The organism is Rhodanobacter lycopersici (genome assembly GCF_040812335.1).
Taxonomy (GTDB): Bacteria; Pseudomonadota; Gammaproteobacteria; order Xanthomonadales; family Rhodanobacteraceae; genus Rhodanobacter_A; species Rhodanobacter_A lycopersici.
In genome coordinates, this window is sequence record NZ_JBFOHK010000001.1 from 228027 (window position 1) to 250809 (window position 22783).

The 22783-nt window shown below is 67.6% G+C and carries 20 protein-coding genes; 11 read left to right on the plus strand and 9 right to left on the minus strand.

Annotated elements, in window-relative coordinates:
* Positions 1–2 precede the first annotated feature (2 nt).
* The 5 genes from ABQJ54_RS01040 to ABQJ54_RS01060 are packed head-to-tail and all read right to left on the minus strand — an operon-like array spanning position 3 to position 4485.
* On the minus strand, positions 3–908 hold the full coding sequence (locus tag ABQJ54_RS01040; protein WP_367852425.1) for a dihydrodipicolinate synthase family protein: 906 nt from the start codon (positions 906–908) through the stop codon (positions 3–5).
* Positions 905–2203 carry an FAD-dependent oxidoreductase gene (locus ABQJ54_RS01045; protein WP_367852426.1) on the minus strand — a complete coding sequence of 433 codons (1299 nt, stop codon included), beginning with the start codon at positions 2201–2203 and terminating at the stop codon, positions 905–907. Before ABQJ54_RS01045 ends, ABQJ54_RS01040 begins: the two co-directional genes overlap by 4 nt.
* A complete protein-coding gene (locus tag ABQJ54_RS01050; protein WP_367852427.1) occupies positions 2196–2438 on the minus strand; it encodes a (2Fe-2S)-binding protein in 243 nt (80 codons plus the stop codon). The genes ABQJ54_RS01045 and ABQJ54_RS01050 overlap by 8 nt, the downstream gene beginning before the upstream one ends.
* The gene (locus tag ABQJ54_RS01055; RefSeq protein ID WP_367852428.1) at positions 2435–3547 is read right to left on the minus strand and encodes an NAD(P)/FAD-dependent oxidoreductase; all 1113 of its coding nucleotides are present in this window, start codon (positions 3545–3547) and stop codon (positions 2435–2437) included. Before ABQJ54_RS01055 ends, ABQJ54_RS01050 begins: the two co-directional genes overlap by 4 nt.
* Positions 3544–4485, minus strand: coding sequence for a 4-hydroxyproline epimerase (locus ABQJ54_RS01060; protein ID WP_367852429.1), 942 nt, complete (start codon positions 4483–4485; stop codon positions 3544–3546). The genes ABQJ54_RS01055 and ABQJ54_RS01060 overlap by 4 nt, the downstream gene beginning before the upstream one ends.
* Before the next feature lie 182 nt (positions 4486–4667).
* Here ABQJ54_RS01060 and ABQJ54_RS01065 point away from each other — a divergent pair, with 182 nt between their 5' ends.
* From ABQJ54_RS01065 to ABQJ54_RS01075, 3 genes are all read left to right on the plus strand, one after another.
* The gene (locus tag ABQJ54_RS01065) at positions 4668–5420 is read left to right on the plus strand and encodes an AraC family transcriptional regulator (protein WP_367852430.1); all 753 of its coding nucleotides are present in this window, start codon (positions 4668–4670) and stop codon (positions 5418–5420) included.
* A gap of 159 nt (positions 5421–5579) precedes the next feature.
* A complete protein-coding gene (locus ABQJ54_RS01070; protein ID WP_367852431.1) occupies positions 5580–6194 on the plus strand; it encodes a peroxiredoxin in 615 nt (204 codons plus the stop codon).
* 184 nt (positions 6195–6378) lie between these two features.
* Positions 6379–6597, plus strand: a complete 219-nt coding sequence (locus ABQJ54_RS01075) for a hypothetical protein (RefSeq protein ID WP_367852432.1) — start codon at positions 6379–6381, stop codon at positions 6595–6597.
* On the opposite strand, the gene ABQJ54_RS01080 is transcribed toward ABQJ54_RS01075, so the two are convergent.
* The 4 genes from ABQJ54_RS01080 to ABQJ54_RS01095 all read right to left on the minus strand — a co-directional run bounded on the left by ABQJ54_RS01080 (position 6598) and on the right by ABQJ54_RS01095 (position 13902).
* On the minus strand, positions 6598–7701 hold the full coding sequence (locus tag ABQJ54_RS01080; protein WP_367852433.1) for an efflux RND transporter periplasmic adaptor subunit: 1104 nt from the start codon (positions 7699–7701) through the stop codon (positions 6598–6600).
* Positions 7702–7775: 74 nt separating this feature from the next.
* Positions 7776–10976, minus strand: a complete 3201-nt coding sequence (locus ABQJ54_RS01085; RefSeq protein WP_367852434.1) for an efflux RND transporter permease subunit — start codon at positions 10974–10976, stop codon at positions 7776–7778.
* Entirely contained in the window at positions 10964–11260 is a 297-nt protein-coding gene (locus ABQJ54_RS01090; protein ID WP_367852435.1) for a hypothetical protein, read from the minus strand. The genes ABQJ54_RS01085 and ABQJ54_RS01090 overlap by 13 nt, the downstream gene beginning before the upstream one ends.
* A gap of 344 nt (positions 11261–11604) precedes the next feature.
* Positions 11605–13902 (minus strand): nitric-oxide reductase large subunit, encoded by a 2298-nt coding sequence (locus ABQJ54_RS01095; protein WP_367852436.1) that lies wholly within the window; start codon positions 13900–13902, stop codon positions 11605–11607.
* A 284-nt stretch (positions 13903–14186) separates the two neighbouring features.
* On the opposite strand from ABQJ54_RS01095, the gene hemN reads away from it, so the two are divergent.
* From hemN to ABQJ54_RS01135, 8 genes are all read left to right on the plus strand, one after another.
* On the plus strand, positions 14187–15584 hold the full coding sequence (hemN, locus tag ABQJ54_RS01100) for an oxygen-independent coproporphyrinogen III oxidase (protein ID WP_367852437.1): 1398 nt from the start codon (positions 14187–14189) through the stop codon (positions 15582–15584).
* Positions 15581–16372, plus strand: a complete 792-nt coding sequence (locus tag ABQJ54_RS01105) for a helix-turn-helix domain-containing protein (protein WP_367852438.1) — start codon at positions 15581–15583, stop codon at positions 16370–16372. Before hemN ends, ABQJ54_RS01105 begins: the two co-directional genes overlap by 4 nt.
* A gap of 295 nt (positions 16373–16667) precedes the next feature.
* Complete coding sequence (nirK, locus tag ABQJ54_RS01110) at positions 16668–18194, plus strand: copper-containing nitrite reductase (protein ID WP_367852439.1); 1527 nt, start codon at positions 16668–16670, stop codon at positions 18192–18194.
* A 2-nt stretch (positions 18195–18196) separates the two neighbouring features.
* Positions 18197–18958: a formylglycine-generating enzyme family protein gene (locus ABQJ54_RS01115; protein WP_367852440.1), complete on the plus strand. Its 762-nt coding sequence runs from the start codon at positions 18197–18199 to the stop codon at positions 18956–18958.
* Between the two features lie 185 nt (positions 18959–19143).
* Positions 19144–19710: an SCO family protein gene (locus ABQJ54_RS01120; protein ID WP_367852441.1), complete on the plus strand. Its 567-nt coding sequence runs from the start codon at positions 19144–19146 to the stop codon at positions 19708–19710.
* Positions 19711–19910: 200 nt separating this feature from the next.
* Entirely contained in the window at positions 19911–21230 is a 1320-nt protein-coding gene (locus ABQJ54_RS01125) for a hypothetical protein (protein WP_367852442.1), read from the plus strand.
* A gap of 78 nt (positions 21231–21308) precedes the next feature.
* Positions 21309–21551 (plus strand): DUF2249 domain-containing protein, encoded by a 243-nt coding sequence (locus tag ABQJ54_RS01130; RefSeq protein ID WP_367852443.1) that lies wholly within the window; start codon positions 21309–21311, stop codon positions 21549–21551.
* Positions 21532–22776, plus strand: coding sequence for a hypothetical protein (locus tag ABQJ54_RS01135; protein ID WP_367852444.1), 1245 nt, complete (start codon positions 21532–21534; stop codon positions 22774–22776). The genes ABQJ54_RS01130 and ABQJ54_RS01135 overlap by 20 nt, the downstream gene beginning before the upstream one ends.
* Positions 22777–22783: the final 7 nt, after the last annotated feature.

Here is a 22783-nt window from a genome sequence, read left to right on the forward strand (position 1 = left end):
GTTCAGAGCTCCGGACGATGGGCGAGGGCGTGCCCGATGACGCGCAGCGCCGCCTCGCGTTCGGCGCCGGCGACGGGCAGGCGCGGTGCGCGCACCTGCTCGCTGCCCATGCCCACCTGGGCCTGCACCAGCTTGATCAGCTGCACGAAGGTGGGCACGGTATCCAGCCGCAGCAGCGGCAGGAACCACTGGTATAGCGCCATCGCGGCATCGGCGCCGCCTTCGGTGGCCAGCTGGTACAGGCGCACGGATTCCCGCGGCAACGCGTTGACCAGGCCGGCGATCCAGCCGGTGGCGCCCATTGCGGCGCCTTCGACGATGGCGTCGTCCATGCCCACCAGCAGGTTCAGGCGATCGCCCAGCAGGGCGCGGAGGGCGGCGAAGCGGCGCACGTCGCCGGAGGATTCCTTGATCGCCTGCAGGTGCGGATAGGCGGTCGCGAGTTCGGCGACCTGTCCGGGCTGGAAGTCGGTCTTGTACGCCACCGGGTTGTTGTAGAGCATGCACGGCAGGTCGGTGGCCTCGATGATGGCGCGCGCGTGTGCCCCCATCTCGCGCCAGTCGGTGGAATACACGTAGGGCGGCAGCACCATCAGGCCGCCGCAGCCGGCCTTGGCAGCTGCCTTGGCCAGGCGCACCGCCTCGGCGGTGGACAGCGCGGCGATGCCGGCGATCACCGGCGCGCGGCCGGCCAGCGCCTCGACCAGGGTGCGCATGATCGCCACCTTCTCCTCGAAGCCCAGCGTCGCCGCTTCGCCCAGCGAGCCCAGCGGCACGACGCCGGTGCAGCCGGCGTCGATCATCCACTTGGCATGGCGTGCGAGGAAGGCGTGGTCGACGGCATCGTCGGCGGTGAACGGCGTGGTGATGGCGGGGATGACGCCACGCCAGAATGAAGCATTGCTCATGGTTGCACTCCAGACAGGGGTTCGCGGGATTCGGAAACCGCGGCCAGCGTGGCCAGCCTCGCGGGGAACAGGGGAGGGCGCCCGCCGCCGCGCGGGAAGCGGCCGAGCTCGGCCAGCACCGCGCCGCAGATGCGGCCCTGGCAGGCGCCCATGCCGCAGCGCGTGGCCAGCTTGGCGGCGCGGGCATCGGTGAAGCCGTCGAGGGCGGCCAGCGGCACATCCTCGCAGCGGCAGATCAAAGTGTCGGGGTCCGCCAGCCGACGCACCCGCGGTTGCAGCGCGAAGGTCTGCGCCAGCGTCGCGGCGAAACGGCGTGCGTGGTCGCGGCGACGCAGCAGCGCCTGCGTCCGTTGCGGCCGGCCGCAGGCGACGTGGGCAGCGATCGCGCCTTCCAGCCGGGCGCTGTGCAAGCCGCCGATGCCGCAGGCCTCGCCTACCGCATAAATGCCGTCGATGCTGGTGCGCTGCCAGGCATCCACGCGCACCCGCTGCTGCGCGCCCTCGGGCTCCAGCGCGCAACCGAGCAAAGCGGCCAGTTCCACGTTCGGCAGCAGTCCGTAACCGGTGCCGAGCAGGTCGCAGCCGATGCGACGGCGCTGGCCATCGGCGTCTTCCAGTTCGACGGCTTCCAGCGCGTCGCGGCCATGCGCAGCCACCACGCAGTGACCATCGAAACGCGGCACGCCCATGAGCTGTGCCTGCAGCTGCAGCGCCTGCGTGGCGCGCGCCGGCCAGCGCCACAGCCCGCGCGCGAAACGCATCACCTGCGCATGCGGGGCCTGCTCGACGATGCCGAGCAGTTGCGCGCCGTGCCGGCGCAAGGTGACCGCCGTCGCGAGCAGCAGTGGTCCGCTGCCGGCGACCAGCACGCGCTTGCCGGCCACCGGGAAGCCTTGCTTGGCCAGCGCCTGCAGGCCGCCGGCGCCGCTGACGCCGGGCAGTGTCCAGCCCGGGAACGGCAGCAGCAGTTCGCGCGCGCCGGTGGCCAGGATCAGTGCGCCGTAGCTGACGTCGAAGGTGTCGTCGCCGCGCTCGAGGCGCAGCGTGCCGTGCTCGGCGTCGACCACCTGGGTGCCGGCCAGCAATTCGACACCGGCGGCGGCGCGGGCGATGGCGCGCCGGGCCGCACGCGGTGCGCCGTGGGCAATGTCGTGCCGCCAGACCTGACCGCCGGGCCGCGGCTGCATGTCGACCAGTGCGACCCGCTTTCCATGAGTCGCCACGGTACACGCAGCCGCCAGGCCGCCGGGACCGGCGCCCACCACCAGCACGTCGTAGTGACAATGCTCAAGCATCCGTCACGACCTCCATGCCGTCGCGTACCACGACCAGGCAGGCGCGCTGCTGCGCTACGCCGTCGATGCGCACACGGCATTCGAAGCACACGCCCATGCCGCAGAACGGCGCACGTGGCTGGCCGCTGCAGGAGCGTCGCGGACCGGTGTGCACGTGGGCCACGGCCGCGGCCACGCTGATGCCCGCGTCCACCTGCAGCGGTATGCCGTCGACGCGCAGCGTGATCCGGTTCATGCCATCACCCGCGCAGGTGCGAAGGGCGTGGAGTCGATCGCCGGCGCGCGTCCGAGGATCAGGTCGACCATCAGGCGGGCGCTGCCCAGCGCGGTGGTGACGCCCAAGCCTTCGTGGCCGGCGGCGACCCACAGGCGCCCGCTGTCGCCCACCGCACCCAGGTAGGGACGGCCGTCGAGGCTGGTCGGACGCTGGCCGGTCCATACGCGCAGCGCCTGCAGTTCGCGCAGGGCCGGCATGAAGTGGAAGGCGCGGGCCAGCATGCGGCGCAGCAGCGGCCGCGAAACGCCGTCGTCGTCCGCGTCGAATTCGCGCGAGGAGCCGATCAGGATCTGCCCCGTTGGCCGCGGCTGCACGTTGAAGGCGACGCTGCTGCTCTCGCTGCCGTGGGCGCTGGCGGCATAGCCCAGCTCCAGTACCTGGTGGCGCAGCAGCCCGGGGTAGCGGTCGGTGATCACCAGATGCCCCTTGCGTCCGCGCAGCGGCAGCTGCGGCAGCAGCGTCGGTGTGGCGCAGCCCGTGGCGACCAGCACGGGCCCATGCAGGCGCTCACCATCGTCGAGCGTGGCGCCGTCGGCATGCAGGGCGACCACGCGGCGGCCGGCGAACAGGTGTGCGCCGCGCGTCTGCGCCTGGGCCAGCAGATGGCGCGCCATGCGCGGCGGATAGACCACCGCTTCGGCCGGCACCAGCATGCCGCCGGCCAGACCCGGCGCCAGCGCCGGTTCCGCTTCGTAGAGCGTGGTGGCATCCAGCGTTTCGGCGTGGATGCCGGCTGCGGCCAGTCGCCCGACGCGACGGCCGATGGCCGCGCATTCCTCGTCGTTGCCGGCCACCCACAGTGTGCCGCAGCGGCTGAATTCGGCTGCGGGCAGGCTCGCGTATTCGTCCCAACAGCGCAGCGAGTAGCGCGACAGGGCCAGTTCCGCCGGATCGTCGTCCATCGCGACCAGATGCCCCATGGCCGCGGCGGTGGCGCCGCCGCCGATCGCCGCCGGCTCGACCACGGCCACCCGCAGCCCCTCGCCGGAGGCCGCCTCGGCGCAGGCGGTGCCGACGATGCCGGCACCGACCACGATCAGGTCGTAGCAGGAGCCGCGCACATTCATCGGACGCGGATGCCCCAGGCGAACGGGTCGTCGTCGTCGATCAGCAATTGCGCCTGCGCGGTGATCCAGGCACGGCCGCCGATGCGCGGCAACACGCCACGGGGGCCGGGGCGGTAGCTGGCCTCGAAGGCGGTGCCCAGGATGCCTTCCTGATGCCAGACCTGGCCCGGCGCCAACTTGCCGTCGGCAGCCAGGCAGGCCAGCTTCGCGCTAGTGCCGGTGCCGCAGGGCGAGCGGTCGTAGGCCATGCCTGGGCAGAGCACGTAGTTGCGCGCCTGGGTGGCGTCCTCGGGGGAACCGGCGTTGACCTCGATGTGGTCGATCTCGGCGCCGTCCGCCCCGGTGATGCCGGCGCGTTCCAGCGCATGGCGGATCGCCTCGGTGTAGGCGGTCAGCGCGCGCTCGTTGGCCAAGGTCAGCGGCGCCGGCGTCTGCCCGGTGATGAAGAACCAGTTGCCGCCCCAGGCGACGTCGCCGGTCACCGTGCCGTAGCCGGGCACGTCGACGTCGACGGCCTTCACGTGGCGATGGCTTTCCACGTTGTCGATGAAGACGCGGCCATCGGCGCACAGCTCCACGCCCACCGTTCCCACCGGCGTTTCCAGCTGGTGCCGGCCGGTGTCGATGCGGCCAAGGTGCGCCAGCGTGCGGATGACGCCGATGGTGCCGTGGCCACACATGCCGAGATAACCGACGTTGTTGAAGAAGATCACCCCGGCGCAGGCACCGGGATCCTGCGGGGCCTGCAGCAGCGCGCCCACCATGGTGTCCGAACCGCGCGGCTCGCAGGCGATCGCGCTGCGCCAGCGGTCGTGCTGCCCGCGGAAGACCCGCAGGCGTTGCGCCAGCGTGCCGGAGCCGAGATCGGGGAAACCGCCGATGACCACGCGGGTCGGTTCGCCGGCCGTATGCGAATCGATGACGGATACGGTGTGCATGCCGCCATGCTGGCCCCTAGCGGGGCAGCACGTATAGACGGCATTGCGGGCATCCGATGCGGAATTCCGCATAGTCACCCGCGTGAGCGGGGGGGCGCCGCGATGCCCCGGCGAGCATGCTATGTTCGGTGGATACGCGATGTTGTCGCAGCCCGGCTGCGCAGCACGGAGGGGCGACGACGATGAAGATTTCCGCCGATGAACTGGAGCGTTTGTTCGACGCGCTGCCGGACGTGGTTTTCTTCGTCAAGGACGATGCCGGGCGCTACACGCACGCCAACCTCACCCTGATCCGCCGCCTGGGCCTGAAGCGCCGCGACCAGGTCATCGGCCGCACCGTCGACAGCCTGTTCCCGTCCAGCCTGGGCGGTTCCTATGCCATGCAGGATCGCCGCGTGCTGGCCGGCGAGACCATCGAGAACCAGCTGGAAGTGCACATCTTCCCCAACCGTGCCGCCGGCTGGTGCCTGACCTGTAAGCGGCCGCTGGCAAGCCGCGGGCGGGTGAGGGGAGTGATCGGCATTTCGCGCGACCTGGGCCAGCCCGACGGACGTCACCCGGTCTATGACCGCCTGCGCCGCGTGCTCGACTACCTGCAGGAGCATTACGCCGAAGCGGTGCGCGTGCACGCCATGGCCCGGCTGGCCAACCTGTCCGTCGCGCAACTCGAACGGCATTTCAGGCGCGTGTTCCAGCTCACGCCGCAGCAGTGGCTGACCAAGCTGCGCATCGAGGAGGCCATGCGCCTGCTGCACGGCGACGAGCGCATCGCCGGCATCGGCCTGGCATGCGGTTTCGCCGACCAGAGCGCCTTCGCCCGCCAGTTCAAGGCCATCGTGGGCATGACGCCGCGCGATTACCGGAGCATGGCAGGCGGCCTCGTCCGGCGTCTTCCAGCGAACAGCGACACCGAGGGCGTTGCAATGGCGCGCTGAACCAAGAAGCCATGCCGATTGATCCGGCAGTGCGACGTGCGCATGAACTCACGGGGATTTTTCTGCACCGCATGAACCCACTGCCGGACTTTGGGCACAGGCCCGACGGGTTCAAGGCGGCGTAAAGTGGTCAAGTATTCCAAACAGAGGATGGTTGATATGAACAAGCATCTCGTGGGTTTGATCGCGGCGTGTGTGGTGGCGACGTCGTTCCTGGCCGCACCGTCCTTCGCTGCAGTGAAGCAGGGGGACCGCGCACCGGACTTTACCGCCGAAGCCAGCCTCGCCGGCAAGGACTTCAGTTTCTCGCTGAAGGACGCGCTCAAGAAGGGACCGGTCGTGGTGTATTTCTATCCATCGGCCTACACCGGCGGCTGCGACATCGAGGCGCATACCTTCGCCACGCAGAAGGACAAGTTCGACGCGGCCGGCGCCACCATCATCGGCGTCTCGGCCGACAGCATCCAGCGGCTCAACGCGTTTTCGTCCGACCCGAACTACTGCGCCGGCAAGTTCCCGGTCGCCTCCGATGCCGGTGGCAAGATCGCCGCCTCGTATGGGCTCACGATGCAGGCTGCACAGTCCGGTCTGAAGGACGTGCGCGGCGTGGCCATCGACCACGGCTTCATTCCGCGCACCACCTTCGTGATCGGTCGCGATGGCAGGATCATCGCCACGCTGTCCTCGGAAGCCGACCACCTGCACCCTCAGGATCACGTCCAGCGTTCGCTGGCCATCGTGCAGAAGCTGCAGGCGGGCGCGCACGCACCCTGATCATGGCCTGACCGAAAGCGGCCGCCGGGGGATATCGATCCGGGAGCATTGCCGGGGCAGGGAAGGAGCCGGCCGCATCCCTGAGCCGCCTCGAAGCGTGGCGCTGGTCGCCGGCGCCACGCACTTCATGGACCAACGGGATGTCCTCGGGAAACCCGCAGCGCTCCGCCGGCAACGGCGGAGCATGTTTGACACCCTGGTCAGGGATGGCAGGGATTGGGGTTCCGGTGCTGCGGGCTCGTCGGCCATGTCCAGCGCCTATCGGTTCATCTCGCCGGGAGAGCATCCCGCAATGAAGGGACTGCCGGCGATTCTCGTGTTCCTGGTCGCGGCCCCAAACTGGTCCGACGGAACGCCTGCAGACATGCGCAGTCACGGATGGGTGTCGAGCCGCAAGCCTTGATCAGCGGTCGTGGCTGGCGATGCTGACCGGCTCGCCTTCGTACAGCGAATCGGCCGGGTTGAGGATGATGCGATCCTGCACATCAAGGCCGCTGGTCACTTCGATCGTGTTGCCGAAATCGCGCCCCAGCGTGATCGGCTGCAGGTGCACGTGCTGCTGCGCATCGACCAAGGCGATGCGCAGCCCCTCGCTGCGGAACAGCAGGGTATTGGCCGGCACGATGAAATTGTGCGTAGCCGTTGCCAGCGCCAGCTTGACGTTGGCGTACACGCCGGGGACCAGCGCCTGGCCGGCGTTGTCCACGTCGATCTCGGTGCGCAGGGTGCGGGTGTTCGGATCAAGCGCATCGGCGGTGCGCGCCACGCTGCCCGCGAATGGCTGGGTGCCATAGCTGCTCAGGGTCACGGTGGCCGGCATGCCGATGTGCACGCTGCTGGCATAGCTCTCGGGCACGTCGATGAACACGCGCAGCTTGCTGGTGTCGGCGATCACGAACAGGTTGCTGCCGGTCGAGCCGGCATCGACCAGCGCGCCGACATCCAGGTTGCGCTGGGTGATCACGCCGTCGAACGGGGCCGTGATGTACTTGAACTGCTCCATGTTCTCGAGTTTGGCGACGTTGGCGCGGTCCGCTTCCACGGTGGCGATGTCGGCGTTCAACTGGGCGACGTACTGGTCGCCGGTCTGCAACGCCACCAGGCCCTGCTTGACCAGTGTCTCGTAGCGGTCGGCGGTGACCTTGGCCAGCTTCTCGTTCGCTTCGTCGGTGCGCATCTGCGCCTGGCCCTGGAGCAGCTCGTTGTCGACGTCGGGCGTATCCAGGTCGGCGAGACGCTGGCCCTTCTTCACCCTGGCACCGATGTCCACGTACCACTTGGCCACGTAGCCCGTGGTGCGTGCGTAGATCTGCGCGTCCTGCCACGAGTCGACGGTGCCGGGCAGGGTCAGCGATTGGTCCGCGGGAGCCGCCTTTGGTATCAGGACGGCCACGATCGGTACGGCATTGCGGTCGGTGTTCTCGCTCAACTCATGCTGCGCATGCATGCGCTGGAGGATGCCAAGTGCGGCGAGCGCGATCAGCACGATGCCGAGCGCGATGAGCACCAGTCGCGCTCGGTGCGATGGCTTGGCGGGGCGGGCTGGGGCACGGACGTTCCGGGTTGGCATGATCAAGAGTCTCAAGCGGCGGCAGCATCGAGGCGCGCCTGGCGACGCCGGTGCAACAGGCTGAAGAAGGTCGGCACGAAGAACAGCGTGGCCGCCGTCGCCAGCAGCAGGCCGCCGATCACCGCGCGGCCGAGGGGGGCATTCTGCTCGCCGCCTTCGCCCAGCCCCAGCGCCATCGGCACCATGCCGATGATCATCGCGAAGGCGGTCATCAGCACCGGGCGGAAACGGGCGAAACCGGCATCGATCGCGGCCTTGACCGGGTCGCCGTGCCGATCCAGCTGCTCGCGCGCGAAACTGATCACCAGGATCGAGTTGGCGGTGGCCACACCCATGCACATGATCGCGCCCATCAGGGCCGGCACCGACAGCGGCGTGCCGGTCAGGAACAGCATCCAGACCAGTCCGGCCAGTGCCGCGGGCAGCGCCGCGATGATGATCAGCGGGTCCAGCCAGCTCTGGAAATTCACCACGATCAGCAGGTACACCAGCACAATCGCGAACGCCAGGCCGCCGAGCAGGCCGCGATAGGACGCGGCCATGGTCTGCACCTGTCCGCGCACATCGATGTCCACATCACGCGGCAGGTGCCTGGAATAGGCGTCGACGATGCGCTGCACGCTGGTGGCGACACTGCCCAGGTCGGTGTGGTCGACGGACGCATACAGATCCATGGTCGGCCGGGTGCTGTAGTGCGTGACGATGGCCGGTCCGACGCTGCGCGAGAAGCTGGCCAGGTTCTCGAGTATCTGGCTGGCCGAACCACTGGTATCGAGGCTGCTGGTATTGCTCGCGGCTGGTGCCGCGGCGCCCGTCGTGCTGGTGATCGGCAGCGTCTTCAGTTCCTGCAGGGTATCGATCCGGTACTGCGGCGCCTGCGTGGCGATGGTGTAGCTGATGCCCGTCCGCGGATCGACCCAGAAGGTCGGGCTGACCTGCGAGGAGCCGGCGAGGGCGGTCAGCAGGTTGCTCGCCACGTCCTGTGTGGTGAGGCCGACCAGGCTGGCGCGCGTGCGATTCACGTTGACGTTGATCTGTGGCAGGTTGAGCGCCTGCTGGATGCGCAGGTCGACCAGTCCCGGCACGCGGGCGAGCTGGTGGTAGAGGTCGTCCGCCACCTTCGCGATGGCCTTGGGATCATGCCCGCTCACCTGCACGTCGATCGGCGCGGGCGAGCCGAAGTTGAGGATCTGGCCGACCATGTCCGCGGGCAGGAACGAGAAGATCACCCCGGGATACTTCTGCGCCAGTTGCCGCCGCAGCGAGCGGACGTAATCGATGGTCGGGTGGTGATTGCCGTTCAGGGTGACGAAGATGTCGCCGTCGGACGTGCCGACCACGCCGGTATTGCTGTAGGAGAGGTTGATGCCGCTGTAGGGCAGGCCCAGCGTATCGACGATGCTGTCCAGCTCGTTCGCCGGGATGGTCCGGCGGATCACGCCCTCGATGCCGTCGGCCAGGCGCGCGGTCTCCTCGATGCGCAGGCCGGTCTCGGCGCGGAAGTGCAGCTTGATCTGGCCGCCGTCGACATACGGGAAGAAATCGCGCCCCAGCCACGGCACCAGCAGCGCCACCGAGAGTATGCAACTGGCGAAGAACAGCACGGCGAACAGGCCACGGTGTTCTTCCGCGGTTTCCAGCGCGCCGCGATAACTGTCGCGGATACTCGCAAAGCGTTTTTCGAAAGCGGCCTGGAAACGCCCAAGCGGCCCCTTCGGCACTTCGCCGTGCACATGCTTCTTCAGCCAGTACAGCGACAGCGTGGGCACCAGCGTCCGCGACAGCACGTACGAGGCCAGCATGGCGAACACGACGGCCTCGGCCAGCGGTGCGAACAGATACTTGGCGACACCGCCGAGAAAGAAGATCGGCACGAACACGATGCAGATCGACAGTGTCGAGACCAGCGCCGGCACCGCGATCTGGTGCGCGCCTTCCATGATCGCCTCGTAGACTTCCTTGCCTTCCTCCAGGTGCGAGTTGATGTTCTCGATGGTCACCGTGGCGTCGTCGACCAGGATGCCCACCGCCAGCGCCAGGCCGCCCAGGGTCATGATGTTGATCGTTTCGCCCAGCGCGGACAGCGCGATGATCGAGGCCAGGATCGACAGCGGGATCGAGATGGCGATGATCAGCGTGGAACGCCATGAGCCCAGGAACAGCAGGATCATCAGCCCGGTGAGTGCCGCCGCGATCACGCCTTCGCGGATCACTCCCGTGATCGCTGCCCGCACGAACAGCGACTGGTCCGAGATCGCATTGATCTGCAGGTTCTTCGGTATCGCCGCGCGGACCCGCGGCAGCATGGCGCGCAGGCTGTCGACGATGTCCAGCGTGGAGGCATTGCCGATCTTCAGGATCGACATCAGCACCGCGCGTTGGCCGTCCACGCGCACCACGTTGGTCTGCGGCGGCGAGCCGTCGTGTACATGCGCCACATCGCGGATGTAGGTGGTGATGCCGTTGACGGTGCGGATGGGCGCGTTGTTGAGCTCGGAAATCTGCTGCGGGCTGCCGTTCAGGCGCACGCTGTATTCGATGTCGCCGATTTTTTCGGTGCCGGCGGGAAGGATCAGGTTCTGAGCGCCGATCGCGGTGACCACGTCGCTCGGCGACAACCCATGTGCCAGCAAGGCCTGCGGGTTCAGGTCGACCTCGATCTGGCGCTGCTTGCCGCCGTAGGGGTAGGGCGTGGCCGCACCGCGTACGGCGGTGATGAAGGGGCGTACGGTCTGGTTGGCATCGTCGAAGATGGTGGTCTCGGACAGGTTCTTCGACGACAGCGCGAACTGCAGGATCGGCACGCTCGACGCGTTGTAGACGATCACCAGCGGCGGCGTCGTGCCCGGTGGCATCGACTTGACCACGGTCTGCGAAATCGAGGTGATCTGCGCCACCGCCATGTCGATGTTGACGTTCGGCTGGAAGAACACCTTGACCAGGCCGACGCCGTTCAACGACTGCGTCTCGGTGTGCTCGACGTCGTTCACGGTGGTGGTGATCGCCCGCTCGAAGCCCGTCACAATGCGGTTGTTCATGTCGTCGGCGGGCAGGCCGGTGTACTGCCACACCACCGAGACGACGGGGATATCGATGTTCGGGAAGATATCGGTGGGTGTATGCAGGATCGCGAGCGGCCCGAGTATCAGCAGCAGCAGCGCCAGGACGATGAACGTCAGCGGTCGCTCGAGGGCGATTTTTACGATCCACATGATCCGTTGACTTCCGTCGACCAAGGCTGCAGACAGGCAAGCCCATCGCCATGGCCAAGCGCTGAGATTGGCGGGTGAGAACCATAGATAAACTGTCTAGACAATTTATGGTTGACACGCCGGAGCAACAAAAAGGACAACCGCTCCATGCCGAAAGTCATGCATGGTGACCCGGCCATCGTCCAGAAGCCCATCGATTTATCAATCTCGATCCGCAGCGATCCGTGATCGTCGTTGAGCTTGAAGGTGCGGAAACGCTGTCCGGGCCACAGGGCATCAGCCATGAAGTCCGCCATGCCCGACCCGGAATCTCCAGTGGCTTGCGAGTGCGATCAGGCAGACGCCGCTTGCGCCGGCTTGGCAGGTTGAGTTTCAACCCGCCAGTCGCGGGTTTGCCGGATTCTTCCGGCGGTAGGGCTTCGTCGAGCAGCAGCCCAACCCACCACGCAGCGGGCATCGCGATCAGGGCGCGTCATCGAGGACAGGTGAGAGGCGACTGTCGACCCAAGTCTGGTGTTGCCCATGCATCTTGATGGGCTTCTGCAAGCGGACGGTCCGGTTGAGGGAAGCCAAAGGCTCCAAGACCGACAGCCGGCGGAACTTGTCCACCGGCTGTCGACGTGGCCGCCTAGCGGCCGGGAGCGGCGAGGCGAGCCTGACGCTGGCCCCACAGCTTGGCCAGGAAGTCCCAGGCCATCAGCACCGCGCCGGCGGCGAACACGATGTCGCCGGGCATGCGCATCCATTGCCAGAACGTGGTGGTGTCGTAGAACGCTAGGCTGCGCGCATAGGCATAGCCGTGGGTGTAGACCGCTTCCAGCTGCGGCCAGCCCACCGGATAGAAGTTCATCACGATCCACATCACCACGCCGATGTTGTAGAGCCAGAATGCCCACACGCCGCAGCGGTCGCTCCACGGACGCTCGCCGTTGAAGTAGCGCAGCACCATGTAGAGCAGGCCGATGGCGAGCAGGCCGAAGGCGCCGAACATCGAGGTGTGCGCGTGGTTGAGCGTGAGGAAGGTACCATGCTCGTAATAATTCACCAGCGGCGCGTTGAGCGTACCGCCGCCGAACACGCCGGCGCCCACGAAGTTCCAGAATGCTGCGCCCAGGATGTACAGGTAGGCGAGCTTGTACGGGAAGTCCTGCTTGGCCTTGACGTGCTGGTGCTGGTCGATCGCCTCCAGCGCCAGCAGCACCAGCGGCAGCACCTCGATGAAGGAGAACATGCTGCCCACGCCCACCCACAGACCGGGCTCGCCGGCCCAGTACAGGTGGTGGCCGGTGCCGAGCACGCCGCCGATCACGATCAGGATCCATTCGAACAGCACCGCGCGCTCGGCCATCTGCCGCGACACCAGCCCCAGCGCCATCAGGAAGTAGCCGGTGACCGAGGCGGCGAACAGCTCGAAGGCCAGTTCCACCCACAGGTGCACCACCCACCAGCGCCAGAAGTCGGTGATCGAGAACGAAGGATTGGGCGTACCCAGCGGGATCATGCCGAACACGTAGAACAAGGCCACGGTCAGCGTGCTGATCCACACCAGGTGCTCGATGCGGAACAGGCCGTACAGCGAACCGCTCTGCCGGAACAGCGTCCGCAGCGTGGGCAGGAACGCACGCAGCAGCACCAGGCACCACACGGCGAGGCCGACGAAGAACAGGATCTGCCAGAAGCGGCCCATCTCCAGGTAGGACAACCCCTGGTTGCCGAGCCAGAACCAGTGCTGGTCGACGATGCCGGCGATGCCGAGGTAGTTGCCGATCAGTGCGCCGGCCACGATGACCACCAGCACCCAGAAGATCAGGTTCACCAGGAAGCGCTGCCCGCGCGGCTCGCCGCGGCCGATGATGGGGGCGAGGAACAGGCCACCCGCGATCCAGCTCACGCCGATCCACACGATCGGCGCCTGCAGGTGCACGCTGCGCAGGAAGGCGAACGGCAGCCACTTGTCCACGTCGATGCCGTAGAAGCCCGACCGGTCGGTGTAGTAGTGCGCCATGATCGAACCGACCAGGATCTGCACCAGCAGCACGCCGGCCACTACCAGGAAGTACTTCCACAAGGCCTTCTGGCTGGGCGTGGGCGTGCGGAACTTCTCCAGCACGGGTTCGAAGGTCTCGTTCGGCGCCTTGGGCTCGATCCACAGGCGGAAGATCACCAGGATCGCGCCGATGGCGAAGAACACCATGGTGAACGAGGCCCAGGTCCAGGTGAATGTGGCAGGCGTGGGGCTGTTGCCCACCAGCGGCTCGGACGGCCAGTTGCTGGTCCACGAGTAGTCCTTGCCGGGACGGCGCGCAACGGTGGTCAGCGAGGAGTAGAGCAGGAAGCTGGCGGTCTGCCGCGCGCTCTCCGGGTTCAGCGCGCGGGTGCCGGTATAGCCCTTGGTGAAGTCGTCCCGGCGCAGCGATTCGCCGATACGCTCGCGCAGCGCGACGACGGCCTTGGCCACCGCATCGGGCAACGCCACCTGCGACCGGCTGAGGTCGATGCCCTGCAGCTCCGTGCGCATCGTGGCGGTGATGCCGGACTGCTGCCCGGCGTCGATGGCGTCGAACGGCTGGCCGTAGCGCGCCAGCGCCAGATTGTTCTGCACTTCCTTCGCCAGTTGCACGAGGTATTCGGCGGTGTAGTCCTCGCCGAAGGACGAACCCATCCCGTACAGGCTGCCGTAGTCCATCAGGTCGGCCTTCTGGAAGCCGGACTTGCCGGCGACGATGTCGGCGTAGGTCATCACCGGCGTGCCGTCGGTCGTCGCCATCAGCTGCGGGATCGGGGCGGCCTGCTGGTAGGTGGTGCGGGTGGCCGCCAGCATGCCGGCCGAACAGGCAATGGTGACGGCGACGAGAATCCAGATCAGTACTCGGCTGACGCGATCCTGCGGACCGCTGCGGTCCACAGGCCATATGCTTGTGTTCATGCGTCTCTCTCTGATGTGTCGATGCGGGGAAAGCGGGACGCATGCTAGACATCGACACGTGCCACCTCCTGATCTACATCAGCCAATCCTTCATTGGCGGAGCAGGCCGCGACGCGACGCGGCTGCCGCGGCTGCGGCATTTCGACTCATGGGCATGGTCGGTGGGGCAGGCGTGTCGGCGCCCGGCGTGGCGCGGCAGAACGCACACGCACCGCGCTTCCGGTGGGCAGGCGGGTTTGACGTGTGTCAAAGCCTTCCCATCGGCGCCTGCGCACACTGCGCCCATGAACCATGCCATCCAGATTCCCGAATTCGATCCCGCACTGATCGCGCGCTACGACGTGGCCGGGCCGCGCTACACCAGCTACCCCACGGCGCCGCAGTTCCATGGCGATTTCGACGAACGAGCATTGCGCGCGGCGATCCGGGCATCCAACGAGGATCCGATCCCGCGCCCGCTGTCGATCTACGTGCACGTGCCGTTCTGCGTCAGTCCGTGCTTCTACTGCGGCTGCAACCGCATCATCACCCGCGACGTGGGCAAGGCCGACCGCTACCTGGAGCGGCTGTACCGCGAGATCGAGCTAGTGGCGCGGCTGTTCGACCGCGACCGCCAGGTGACCCAGCTGCATTTCGGCGGCGGCACGCCGAACTTCCTCGACGTGCCGCGCATGCAGGAGCTGATGGGCGTGCTCGCGCGCCACTTCAGCTTCAGCCAGGGTCATGGCCGCGAGTTCGGCATCGAGATCGACCCGCGCTTCGCCGACGCCGACTACATACGTGGTCTCGGCGAGCTGGGCTTCAACCGTATCTCGGTGGGCATCCAGGATTTCGATCCCGCGGTGCAGGCGGCGGTGAACCGCATCCAGAGCGTGGCGCAGACCCGCGAGGTGCTGGAGGCGGCGCGCGCCAGCGGCTTCCGCTCGACCAGCGTGGACCTGATCTACGGCTTGCCACGGCAGACCGTGGCGGGCTTCGAGCGCACGCTGGACGAGGTGATTGCGCTGGCATCGGACCGCGTGGCGGTCTACGCCTATGCGCACCTGCCGGAGATGTTCAAGGCGCAGCGGCAGATCAAGGCCGGGGAACTGCCCGACCCGGCCACGCGCCTCGCCCTGATCGGCTGCGCGCTGGCACGCCTCAACGAGGCGGGCTACGTCTACGTGGGCATGGACCACTTCGCGCGCGGCGACGACGAACTGGTGTCGGCACAGCGCGCTGGCACGCTGCAGCGCAATTTCCAGGGCTATTCCACCCATGGCGAGTGCGACATCGTGGGCCTGGGCGTCAGCGCGATCGGGCGCATCGGCGACAGCTACAGCCAGAGCGCACGCGACCTCACCGGCTATTACGCCGCGCTGGACAACGGCCACCTGCCGATCGCGCGCGGGCTGTCGCTGAACATGGACGACCTGATCCGTCGCGAGGTGATCGGCCAGCTGATGTGCTACGGCGAACTGGACATGCTCGAGTTCAGCACGCAGCACGGCATCGTGTTCGCGGAATACTTCTCAGCGGAGCTGGAGCGCCTGCGCGCACTGGCTGGCGATGGCCTGGTGACGCTCGACGAGCGGATGATCCGGGTCGCCCCGCGCGGCCGGCTGCTGCTGCGCATCGTGGCGATGTGCTTCGACGTCTATCTCGGCAAGGCGGCGGCGCCGCGGTTCTCGCGCGCGATATGAGCGCCGGGCCGATGCACGGGCCTGCCACGGAAGGCCGCCTCTCCCATGCTGTCGGCCGCCAGCGTGCCCCGGCGGGTTTCGTCCCCGACGTGGCCTCGGATTTCTGCCGCAGCTGCGCCCTGTCCAGCGTGTGTGCCATGGTGGGCTACGGCAAACCCGAGCTGTCGCCCCTGCACGGCCTGATGGAGCACCTGGGTCCGTATCGTGCCGGCGAGACCATATTCCGCCAGGGCGATCCGTTCGAGGCCGTGTTCGCGGTACGCGCAGGTACCGTGAAGACCCGCCAGCTGGATCATCAAGGCCGCGAGCGCGTGCTCGGCTTCTTCCTGCCAGGTGAAGTGATCGGTCTCGACGCCATCTATCCCGATCGCTTTCCCTGCGATGCCGTGGCGCTGGAGGATGCGCAATTCTGCCGCTTCTCGTTCTCCGCGATGAGTGCGCTGGCCACTCGCCAGCCGGCGGTGCAGCGGCACCTGTTCCGGCTGATCAGCCGGCAGCTTGGCATGAGCAGGTTGCTGGCTGGGGACTACAGCGCAGGCGAACGCATGGCGGCCTTCCTCGTCGATCTCGGCGAACGCTATGCGGCACGCGGATTCCCGGGCACACATTTCCAGCTCAGCATGTCGCGCAGCGACATCGCCAACCATCTCAGCCTTGCCGCCGAAACGGTGAGCCGCATTCTGAGCCGCTTCCGCGCGAAGGGCCTGATAGGGATCAGGGGAAGGGTGTTGCATCTGCACGACACGCAGCGGCTGCGCGACCTGGGTCGGAAACTGCTGGCGGCCTGAGCAGTCGCTGCGTCTACCGCCGCCCATGTGACGGGCGTGCCGCACTGCAGGGTGCGCGTGGCAATCCCGCTTTCTTGCCACCGGGACTCGCGATTATTCCCCGAGCCACTCCGCTTGCGCGCACCACTCGGTGCGCATGCGAATCTCCGGTTTCTTGTCGTCAATCACCGGCCGAATTGCCCCCGCATGTGGTGACTTGACGCACCTCGTGCCTTGCGGATGCGGAACTGATTGCGATCAAGCGCAGCCCCGGATGAGCCATGCAGCATGGCCTCGAAAACCGAGGAGCCATGTCATGAAATATGTAGTGTGTGTCGCCGCCATGACCGCCATGGCGTTTCTTGCCGCATGCACCGAAGGGGCACGCGACAGAGGCGTATCGCCGGCCGGGGCAGGTGCCGTGTATGCAGCGCCTGCGCCGACGGTTCCCGCATCCATCGACTTCGGCCCCCCGCAGGGCGAGCCGATCCACGCGGTGCTGGCCAGCCCGCCGCACGTGCCGCCGCCGATCCAGCGCAACTATCCCGCCAGGGTCATCGTTGACCTGGAAGTGATCGAGAAGGAGATGCCGATCGCCGATGGTGCGACCTACACGTTCTGGACCTTCGGCGGCACCGTGCCGGGCAGCTTCATTCGCGTGCGCCAGGGCGACACGGTGGAGTTCCACCTGAAGAACGCACCCGGCAACAAGATGCCGCACAACATCGACCTGCACAGCGTCATCGGCCCGGGCGGCGGTGCGGCGGCCAGCTTTACCGCGCCCGGCCATGAGTCGACATTCACTTTCAAGGCGCTGCACGCGGGCCTGTACGTATACCACTGCGCCACCACGCCCGTGGGCATGCATATTGCCGACGGCATGTACGGGCTGATCCTGGTGGAGCCGCCGCAGGGCCTGCCGAAGGTGGATCACGAGTACTACGTGATGCAGGGCGACTTCTACACCACGGGCGACTATCACGCGAAAGGCCACCAGTCTTTCGACATGCAGAAGGCGATCGCCGAGCAGCCCACCTATGTGCTGTTCAACGGCAGCGAAGGTGCGCTCACGGGCGCCAACGCGCTCACCGCGAAGACCGGCGAGACCGTGCGGCTGTTCATGGGCAACGGCGGCCCGAGTCTGTTGTCGAGCTTCCACGTGATCGGCGAGGTCTTCGACCGGGTATGGCTGGATGGCTTTGCCCATCCGCAGGAGGACATGCAGACCGTACCGGTGCCGCCGGGAAGCGCGGTCACGGTGCAGTTCCGCACCACGGTGCCTGGCACCTACGCCCTGGTGGATCACGCGATATTCCGGGCGTTCAACAAGGGCGCTCTGGGTGCCCTCAAGGTGGATGGTCCGGAGAACAAGGCCGTCTACTCGGGGAAACTGGCCGATGCCGAGTACACGGGCGACCACGACGCGGCCAATCCGCAAGTGGCAGCTCCGGCGGTGAATCCGCCTGCGGCCGCCCCATTGACCAGGGAAGGGCAGATCGCCGCGGGCAAACAGCTGTTCGACGGTATCTGCGCCGCCTGTCATCAGGCGAACGGCCAGGGCCTGCCTGGCGTGTTTCCGCCGCTGGCCAAATCGGACTTCCTGGCGGCCGATCCCAGGCGCGCGATGAGCATCGTCACCCACGGCCTCAGCGGCAAGATCCAAGTGGGCGGGCACGAGTACGACTCGATGATGCCGCCGCTGAGCCAGCTTACCGATGACGACGTGGCCAACGTCCTCACCTACGTGATCAACAGCTGGGGCAACCCCGGTGGCCAGTTCAATGCGAAGGAAGTGGCCAAGGCCCGCGCCGGATCGGCACCCGTGGTCGTGGCGGAACACTGAGCATGCGCGCGCGCCTGGCACTGGCATGGCTGGGTCTGGTGCTGGCCCTCCCGGCGGCGGCGGCGAACTACGCCGCCCTGCCGGGAGGCCGTTTCGCCAGCGTGCTTCCGGCCGACGGCAAGTCGGCGCCGGCGCAGCTCGCGCCATTCCGCCTGCGTACCGAGCCGGTGACCAATGCCGAATTCCTCGCCTTCGTGAAGGCCCATCCCGAATGGCGTCGCGACCGCGTCGCCAGCATCCTTGCCGACGCGCGTTATCTCAGCCACTGGGCCGGCCCCGTCGCGCTGGGCGAAGGAGCGAAGCCACGCCAGCCCGTGACCCGGGTGAGCTGGTTCGCCGCCCAGGCCTATTGCGGGAGCGAGGGAGCGCGCCTGCCCACCTGGTATGAATGGGAATACGCGGCGGCCGCCGACGCCACCCGGCGCGACGCGCGCAGCGATCCTGCGTGGCGTGAGAACCTGCTGGCCTGGTATGCGCGTCCGTCCAACGCGCCGCTGCCCGATATCGGCGGTGCGCCGAACGCCTTCGGCATACGCGACATCACCCAGCCGGTGTGGGAGTGGGTGGACGACTTCAACGCATTGCTGGTCGCCAGCGACAGCCGTGACCCGGACGATTCCGACGTCCTGAAGTTCTGCGGCGCGGGCGCCATCAGCCTGCAGCAGAAGGAGAACTACGCAGTGCTGATGCGCGTCGCCATGCTCTCCGCGCTCAAGGCTTCGGACACCACCAACAACCTGGGTTTCCGTTGCGCGAAACCCTGAGCGACAAGCCGCGACATGACGGCCCGGAGTTCACGCGGTCCATGGATGGGCCGCACGCGCGGAATCGCAAAGCGATTCCGCGGCGGAGCCCAAGCCGGCCAATGGCCGGCCTGGGCGAGTCGGTGGAGGGCAGGAGAGCCCCCACCGACATCCAGCAAAGTGCCGTGCTTTTTGCGAGGCCCACCATGAAACGATTGCTCCTGCTTCTCGTCCTGATGCTCACGCTCGGTGTCGCACATGCCACCCAGCCGTTGCCCGGCGACTCCATCTACAACCTCAAGCTGCAGCTCACCGACCAGAACGGCCACCGGCAGCCGCTTTCCGAACGACGCGGCCGACCGCAGCTGGTGACGATGTTCTACGCCTCCTGCCAGATGGTCTGCCCGATGATCATCGACAGCATGCGCGCTACCCGCAACGCACTGGATCCGGTCGAGCGCGCGAAGATCGACCTGCTCGCGGTGAGCTTCGATCCGGCCCGCGACAGCGTGGCGGCGCTGCGCAACTACGCGGAGAAGCGCAAGCTCGATGCACCCGCCTGGACGCTGGCACGCACCGGGCCGGCCGAGGTGCGCCAGCTCTCCGGCGTACTCGGCCTGCAATATCGCCAGCTGCCCGACGGCGAGTTCAACCATTCCAGCGAGCTGATCCTGCTCGATGCCGATGGCCGCATCGTGGCGCGCACTAGCCACATCGGCCGGCTCGATCCGGTGTTTGTCGAAGCGATCAGGCATCAACTCGGCGGAGCGTAATCAGCAGCCATGCGGCATCGGCGCAGGCAGCGGCATCGCGCAGCGAGCATGCCCATGCGCTGCATGCCTGCACGGTTGCGGCAAATCCTTTCAAGTACCGTGAAGCCGGGCAGGCACGTCTGGCGGGCGGTGCGCCGTGCGCGGCGGTTGCGTCGCGCATCCGGTCCAACACTCCCTTTCCCCATGTTCGGAGCCTTTCCATGCGCCACACCCTGATCGCCCTTGCTGCCGCCACCGTGCTGGGCAGCCTGAGTTTTGGCAGCCATGCCGACGCCCTCAGCGACATCTTCACCCAGGGCCACGTCGACGGCGAGCTGCGCCTCTACGACTTCAACCGCATGTATTCGAGCGACACCAAGCCCGACGCCAGCGCGCTGTCCGGCGCCGTCTTGCTCAACCTGCGCACGGCGGATTTCGGCGGCGGCTTCAGCCTCGGAGCCTCGTTGCTGAGCGCCAACGCGTTCGGCACGCTTCCGTCCAACCCCGCCAGGGTCGATACCACGCTGATGGGCGCGGACAACACCGTCAGCGCACTGGGCCAGGCCTACGTGCAATACCGCGATGACAGCTTGCTGCTGCGCGCCGGCCAGCAGTACCTCGACACGCCGTGGATGGGCAGCAGCGATTCGCGCGTGCTGCCGGCCTCGTACCAGGCCTTGCTGGCCGGTTTCGCTCCGGCCAAGGGTTGGGAGATCTATGCGCTGCGCAGCTACGGCTGGAAGAGCCGCACGTCGGACGACTACAGCTTCGACAACCTCTATTACCCGACCGCCTGGCGCAACGACACGATGTACGGCGGCATCGGCGGCCTGCCGGCCACGACCCGGGGCACGCCGGGCACCTGGGCGCTGGGCACCACCTATGCGGCGGGCGGTTTCAAGGGCCAGGCCTGGTACTACGACTTCATCGACTTCGTGCACATGGGCTATGCCGAAGGCAGCTACACGTTCCGGACGGGAACCGGTTTCGATCCGTTCGTCGCCGCGCAATACGTGGGCGAGCATGCCGGCGCGGGCAGCATTCTGGTGGCGAACCAGGCGCAACTGTTCGGTGTGGCGGGCAGCAAGGTGGACAGCCAGGCCCTGGGCGCCGATGTCGGCGTCAACATTCCGCACGGCAAGTTCGACGTGTCCTGGAACAGGCTCCAGCAACAGGAAGGTGCAGTCGGCGACGGTGCCCTGATCTCGCCGTACACGGCAGGCTGGGGCAGCGACCCGCTGTACACCACATCGATGATCCGTGGCCTGGTGGAGCAGGGGCCAGGCCATGCCTGGAAGGCCAGGTTCAGCTATGGCTTCTTCGACGACCACCTGCAACTGACCACCGCCTATGCCCAGTACACCACGTTATTGCGCGGCAACAGCCACGATGTGTATTTCGACGTCAGCTACAACTTCGACGGCTATCTCAAGGGCCTGTCGCTGCGCAACCGCTGGGAACGTTCCACCGGCGGCATCGGACTGAACCCGGACAACCAGTCCTTCGTCTATGACCGCGTGATGATCGCGTACAGGTTCTGACACGGTCGCAACGGCCATCGTGCCGGCGCTTGACTTGCGTCAGCGCCGGCGCGGCATGGCCGATGCTGCAATGCCTGCATGATTCCCGACGAACTCGACCTGCGCCACCTGGACGCGCCCGAGCCCATGCTGCGCGCGCTCGATGCCGCAAACCGGCTGGCGCCGGGCGAGGCGGTGGCCATCGTGGCACCGAGGCTGCCACGGCCCCTGTTGATGGAGCTGGCCCATCTCGGCTTCGACGCGGAACCGGAAGCGCCGCGGGCCGACGGCAGCGTGCGCGTGGTGATCCGACGCCCCTGCAATGCCGAAACTGCGGCTTGAACGGGCGCCCGCGGCCGCGCTGCCGCTGCGCTTCCTGCTCGCCATGCCGTGCTGGGGCATGGCGGGCGGATTGCTGCTGCTGATCGACGGCGACGCGGCTCTGCATTCGCGCTGGCATCCGGCCACGTTGGCGCTGGTGCACGTGTGGACGCTGGGCGTACTGGGCAATGCGATGTTCGGCAGCCTGCTGCAGCTCCTGCCGGTGGCGGTGGGGGCCGAGCTGCGCTGGCGCCGCGGCGCGCCATGGCTGCATGGGGTGTTCAACCTCGGCGTGCTGTTCCTGGTGGCCGGCCTGCATGGCAACGCGCGCGGCTTGCTGTTCACCGCGGGCCTGCTGTTGCCGTCGGCCTTCCTGTGGCTGGCCGCGATGACGCTGCCCGGCCTGTTCACGGCCGTGGGCGAACGCCTGTTGCGCGTGGGCATCGGTGCCGCGCTGGCCTATGGCGTGGCAACCGCGCTGGCGGGCGGCGGACTGGCTCTGCTGCTCGCCGGCCGGCAGCCGTGGCCGCTGGCCGCGGTGGACATGCATGCGGCTTTCGGCGTGCTGGGCTGGATGGCGCTGCTGCTGGCCGCGGTGGGGCGGCTCACCATGCCGATGTTCCAGGCCACCGGCAGCATGCCCGCACATGCGCAGGCGATCTGGCTGGCCGGCGTGGGGCTGGCGTTGCCGCTGGCTGCGGCATGGCATCTCGCGCACGGTGCGGGCGTCGCGCTGCCATCGGTGGTGGCCATGGGCGGCGCCGCATTCGCGCTGGCCGCGCTGTGGTTGCAGTGGCCGGTACCGGTGGCGCGCCGCAATGCGCTGTACCAGCACTGGCAGCTGGGCCTACTGGCGTTGCTGTCGGCCGCCATGGCGTTGCTCGCCGGTCGCGGCCTGCTCGCCGGCGCACTGGCGCTGGGCGTTGGCCTGCCGCTGCTGTTAGGCGCGATGGCGATGGAGATCGTGCCCTTCGTCGCCTGGATCGGCCTGCGCCACCGGGTACCGCGTGGCGTACAGATCCCCGGCGTACAGCGCCTGTTGCCGGATGCGGCGAAGCGGCGTGCGCTGCTGGCCCAGGCCATGGCCGCGCCATGGCTGATGTTTGCGGTGCTATGGCCGCAGCCGTGGCTGGCCCAGCTGGCGGGACTGGCGCAACTGGGTGCATGGGCCGTGCACGGCCATGCCTTGTGGAGCGCACTGCGCAACGCGCGGGGCTTCGCCCGCGGCGCGGAAAAACCTGTCTGAGGACGCA

Excerpts from the sequence above, each read along its gene's own strand:
- ABQJ54_RS01040 (WP_367852425.1), bottom strand. The coding sequence starts at position 908 with ATGAGCAATGCTTCATTCTGGCGTGGCGTCATCCCCGCCATCACCACG.
- ABQJ54_RS01045 (WP_367852426.1), bottom strand. The coding sequence starts at position 2,203 with ATGCTTGAGCATTGTCACTACGACGTGCTGGTGGTGGGCGCCGGTCCC.
- ABQJ54_RS01050 (WP_367852427.1), bottom strand. The coding sequence starts at position 2,438 with ATGAACCGGATCACGCTGCGCGTCGACGGCATACCGCTGCAGGTGGAC.
- ABQJ54_RS01055 (WP_367852428.1), bottom strand. The coding sequence starts at position 3,547 with ATGAATGTGCGCGGCTCCTGCTACGACCTGATCGTGGTCGGTGCCGGC.
- ABQJ54_RS01060 (WP_367852429.1), bottom strand. The coding sequence starts at position 4,485 with ATGCACACCGTATCCGTCATCGATTCGCATACGGCCGGCGAACCGACC.
- ABQJ54_RS01065 (WP_367852430.1), top strand. The coding sequence starts at position 4,668 with ATGAAGATTTCCGCCGATGAACTGGAGCGTTTGTTCGACGCGCTGCCG.
- ABQJ54_RS01070 (WP_367852431.1), top strand. The coding sequence starts at position 5,580 with ATGAACAAGCATCTCGTGGGTTTGATCGCGGCGTGTGTGGTGGCGACG.
- ABQJ54_RS01075 (WP_367852432.1), top strand. The coding sequence starts at position 6,379 with ATGTTTGACACCCTGGTCAGGGATGGCAGGGATTGGGGTTCCGGTGCT.
- ABQJ54_RS01085 (WP_367852434.1), bottom strand. The coding sequence starts at position 10,976 with ATGTGGATCGTAAAAATCGCCCTCGAGCGACCGCTGACGTTCATCGTC.
- ABQJ54_RS01090 (WP_367852435.1), bottom strand. The coding sequence starts at position 11,260 with ATGGCTGATGCCCTGTGGCCCGGACAGCGTTTCCGCACCTTCAAGCTC.
- ABQJ54_RS01095 (WP_367852436.1), bottom strand. The coding sequence starts at position 13,902 with ATGAACACAAGCATATGGCCTGTGGACCGCAGCGGTCCGCAGGATCGC.
- hemN (WP_367852437.1), top strand. The coding sequence starts at position 14,187 with ATGAACCATGCCATCCAGATTCCCGAATTCGATCCCGCACTGATCGCG.
- ABQJ54_RS01105 (WP_367852438.1), top strand. The coding sequence starts at position 15,581 with ATGAGCGCCGGGCCGATGCACGGGCCTGCCACGGAAGGCCGCCTCTCC.
- nirK (WP_367852439.1), top strand. The coding sequence starts at position 16,668 with ATGAAATATGTAGTGTGTGTCGCCGCCATGACCGCCATGGCGTTTCTT.
- ABQJ54_RS01115 (WP_367852440.1), top strand. The coding sequence starts at position 18,197 with ATGCGCGCGCGCCTGGCACTGGCATGGCTGGGTCTGGTGCTGGCCCTC.
- ABQJ54_RS01120 (WP_367852441.1), top strand. The coding sequence starts at position 19,144 with ATGAAACGATTGCTCCTGCTTCTCGTCCTGATGCTCACGCTCGGTGTC.
- ABQJ54_RS01125 (WP_367852442.1), top strand. The coding sequence starts at position 19,911 with ATGCGCCACACCCTGATCGCCCTTGCTGCCGCCACCGTGCTGGGCAGC.
- ABQJ54_RS01130 (WP_367852443.1), top strand. The coding sequence starts at position 21,309 with ATGATTCCCGACGAACTCGACCTGCGCCACCTGGACGCGCCCGAGCCC.
- ABQJ54_RS01135 (WP_367852444.1), top strand. The coding sequence starts at position 21,532 with ATGCCGAAACTGCGGCTTGAACGGGCGCCCGCGGCCGCGCTGCCGCTG.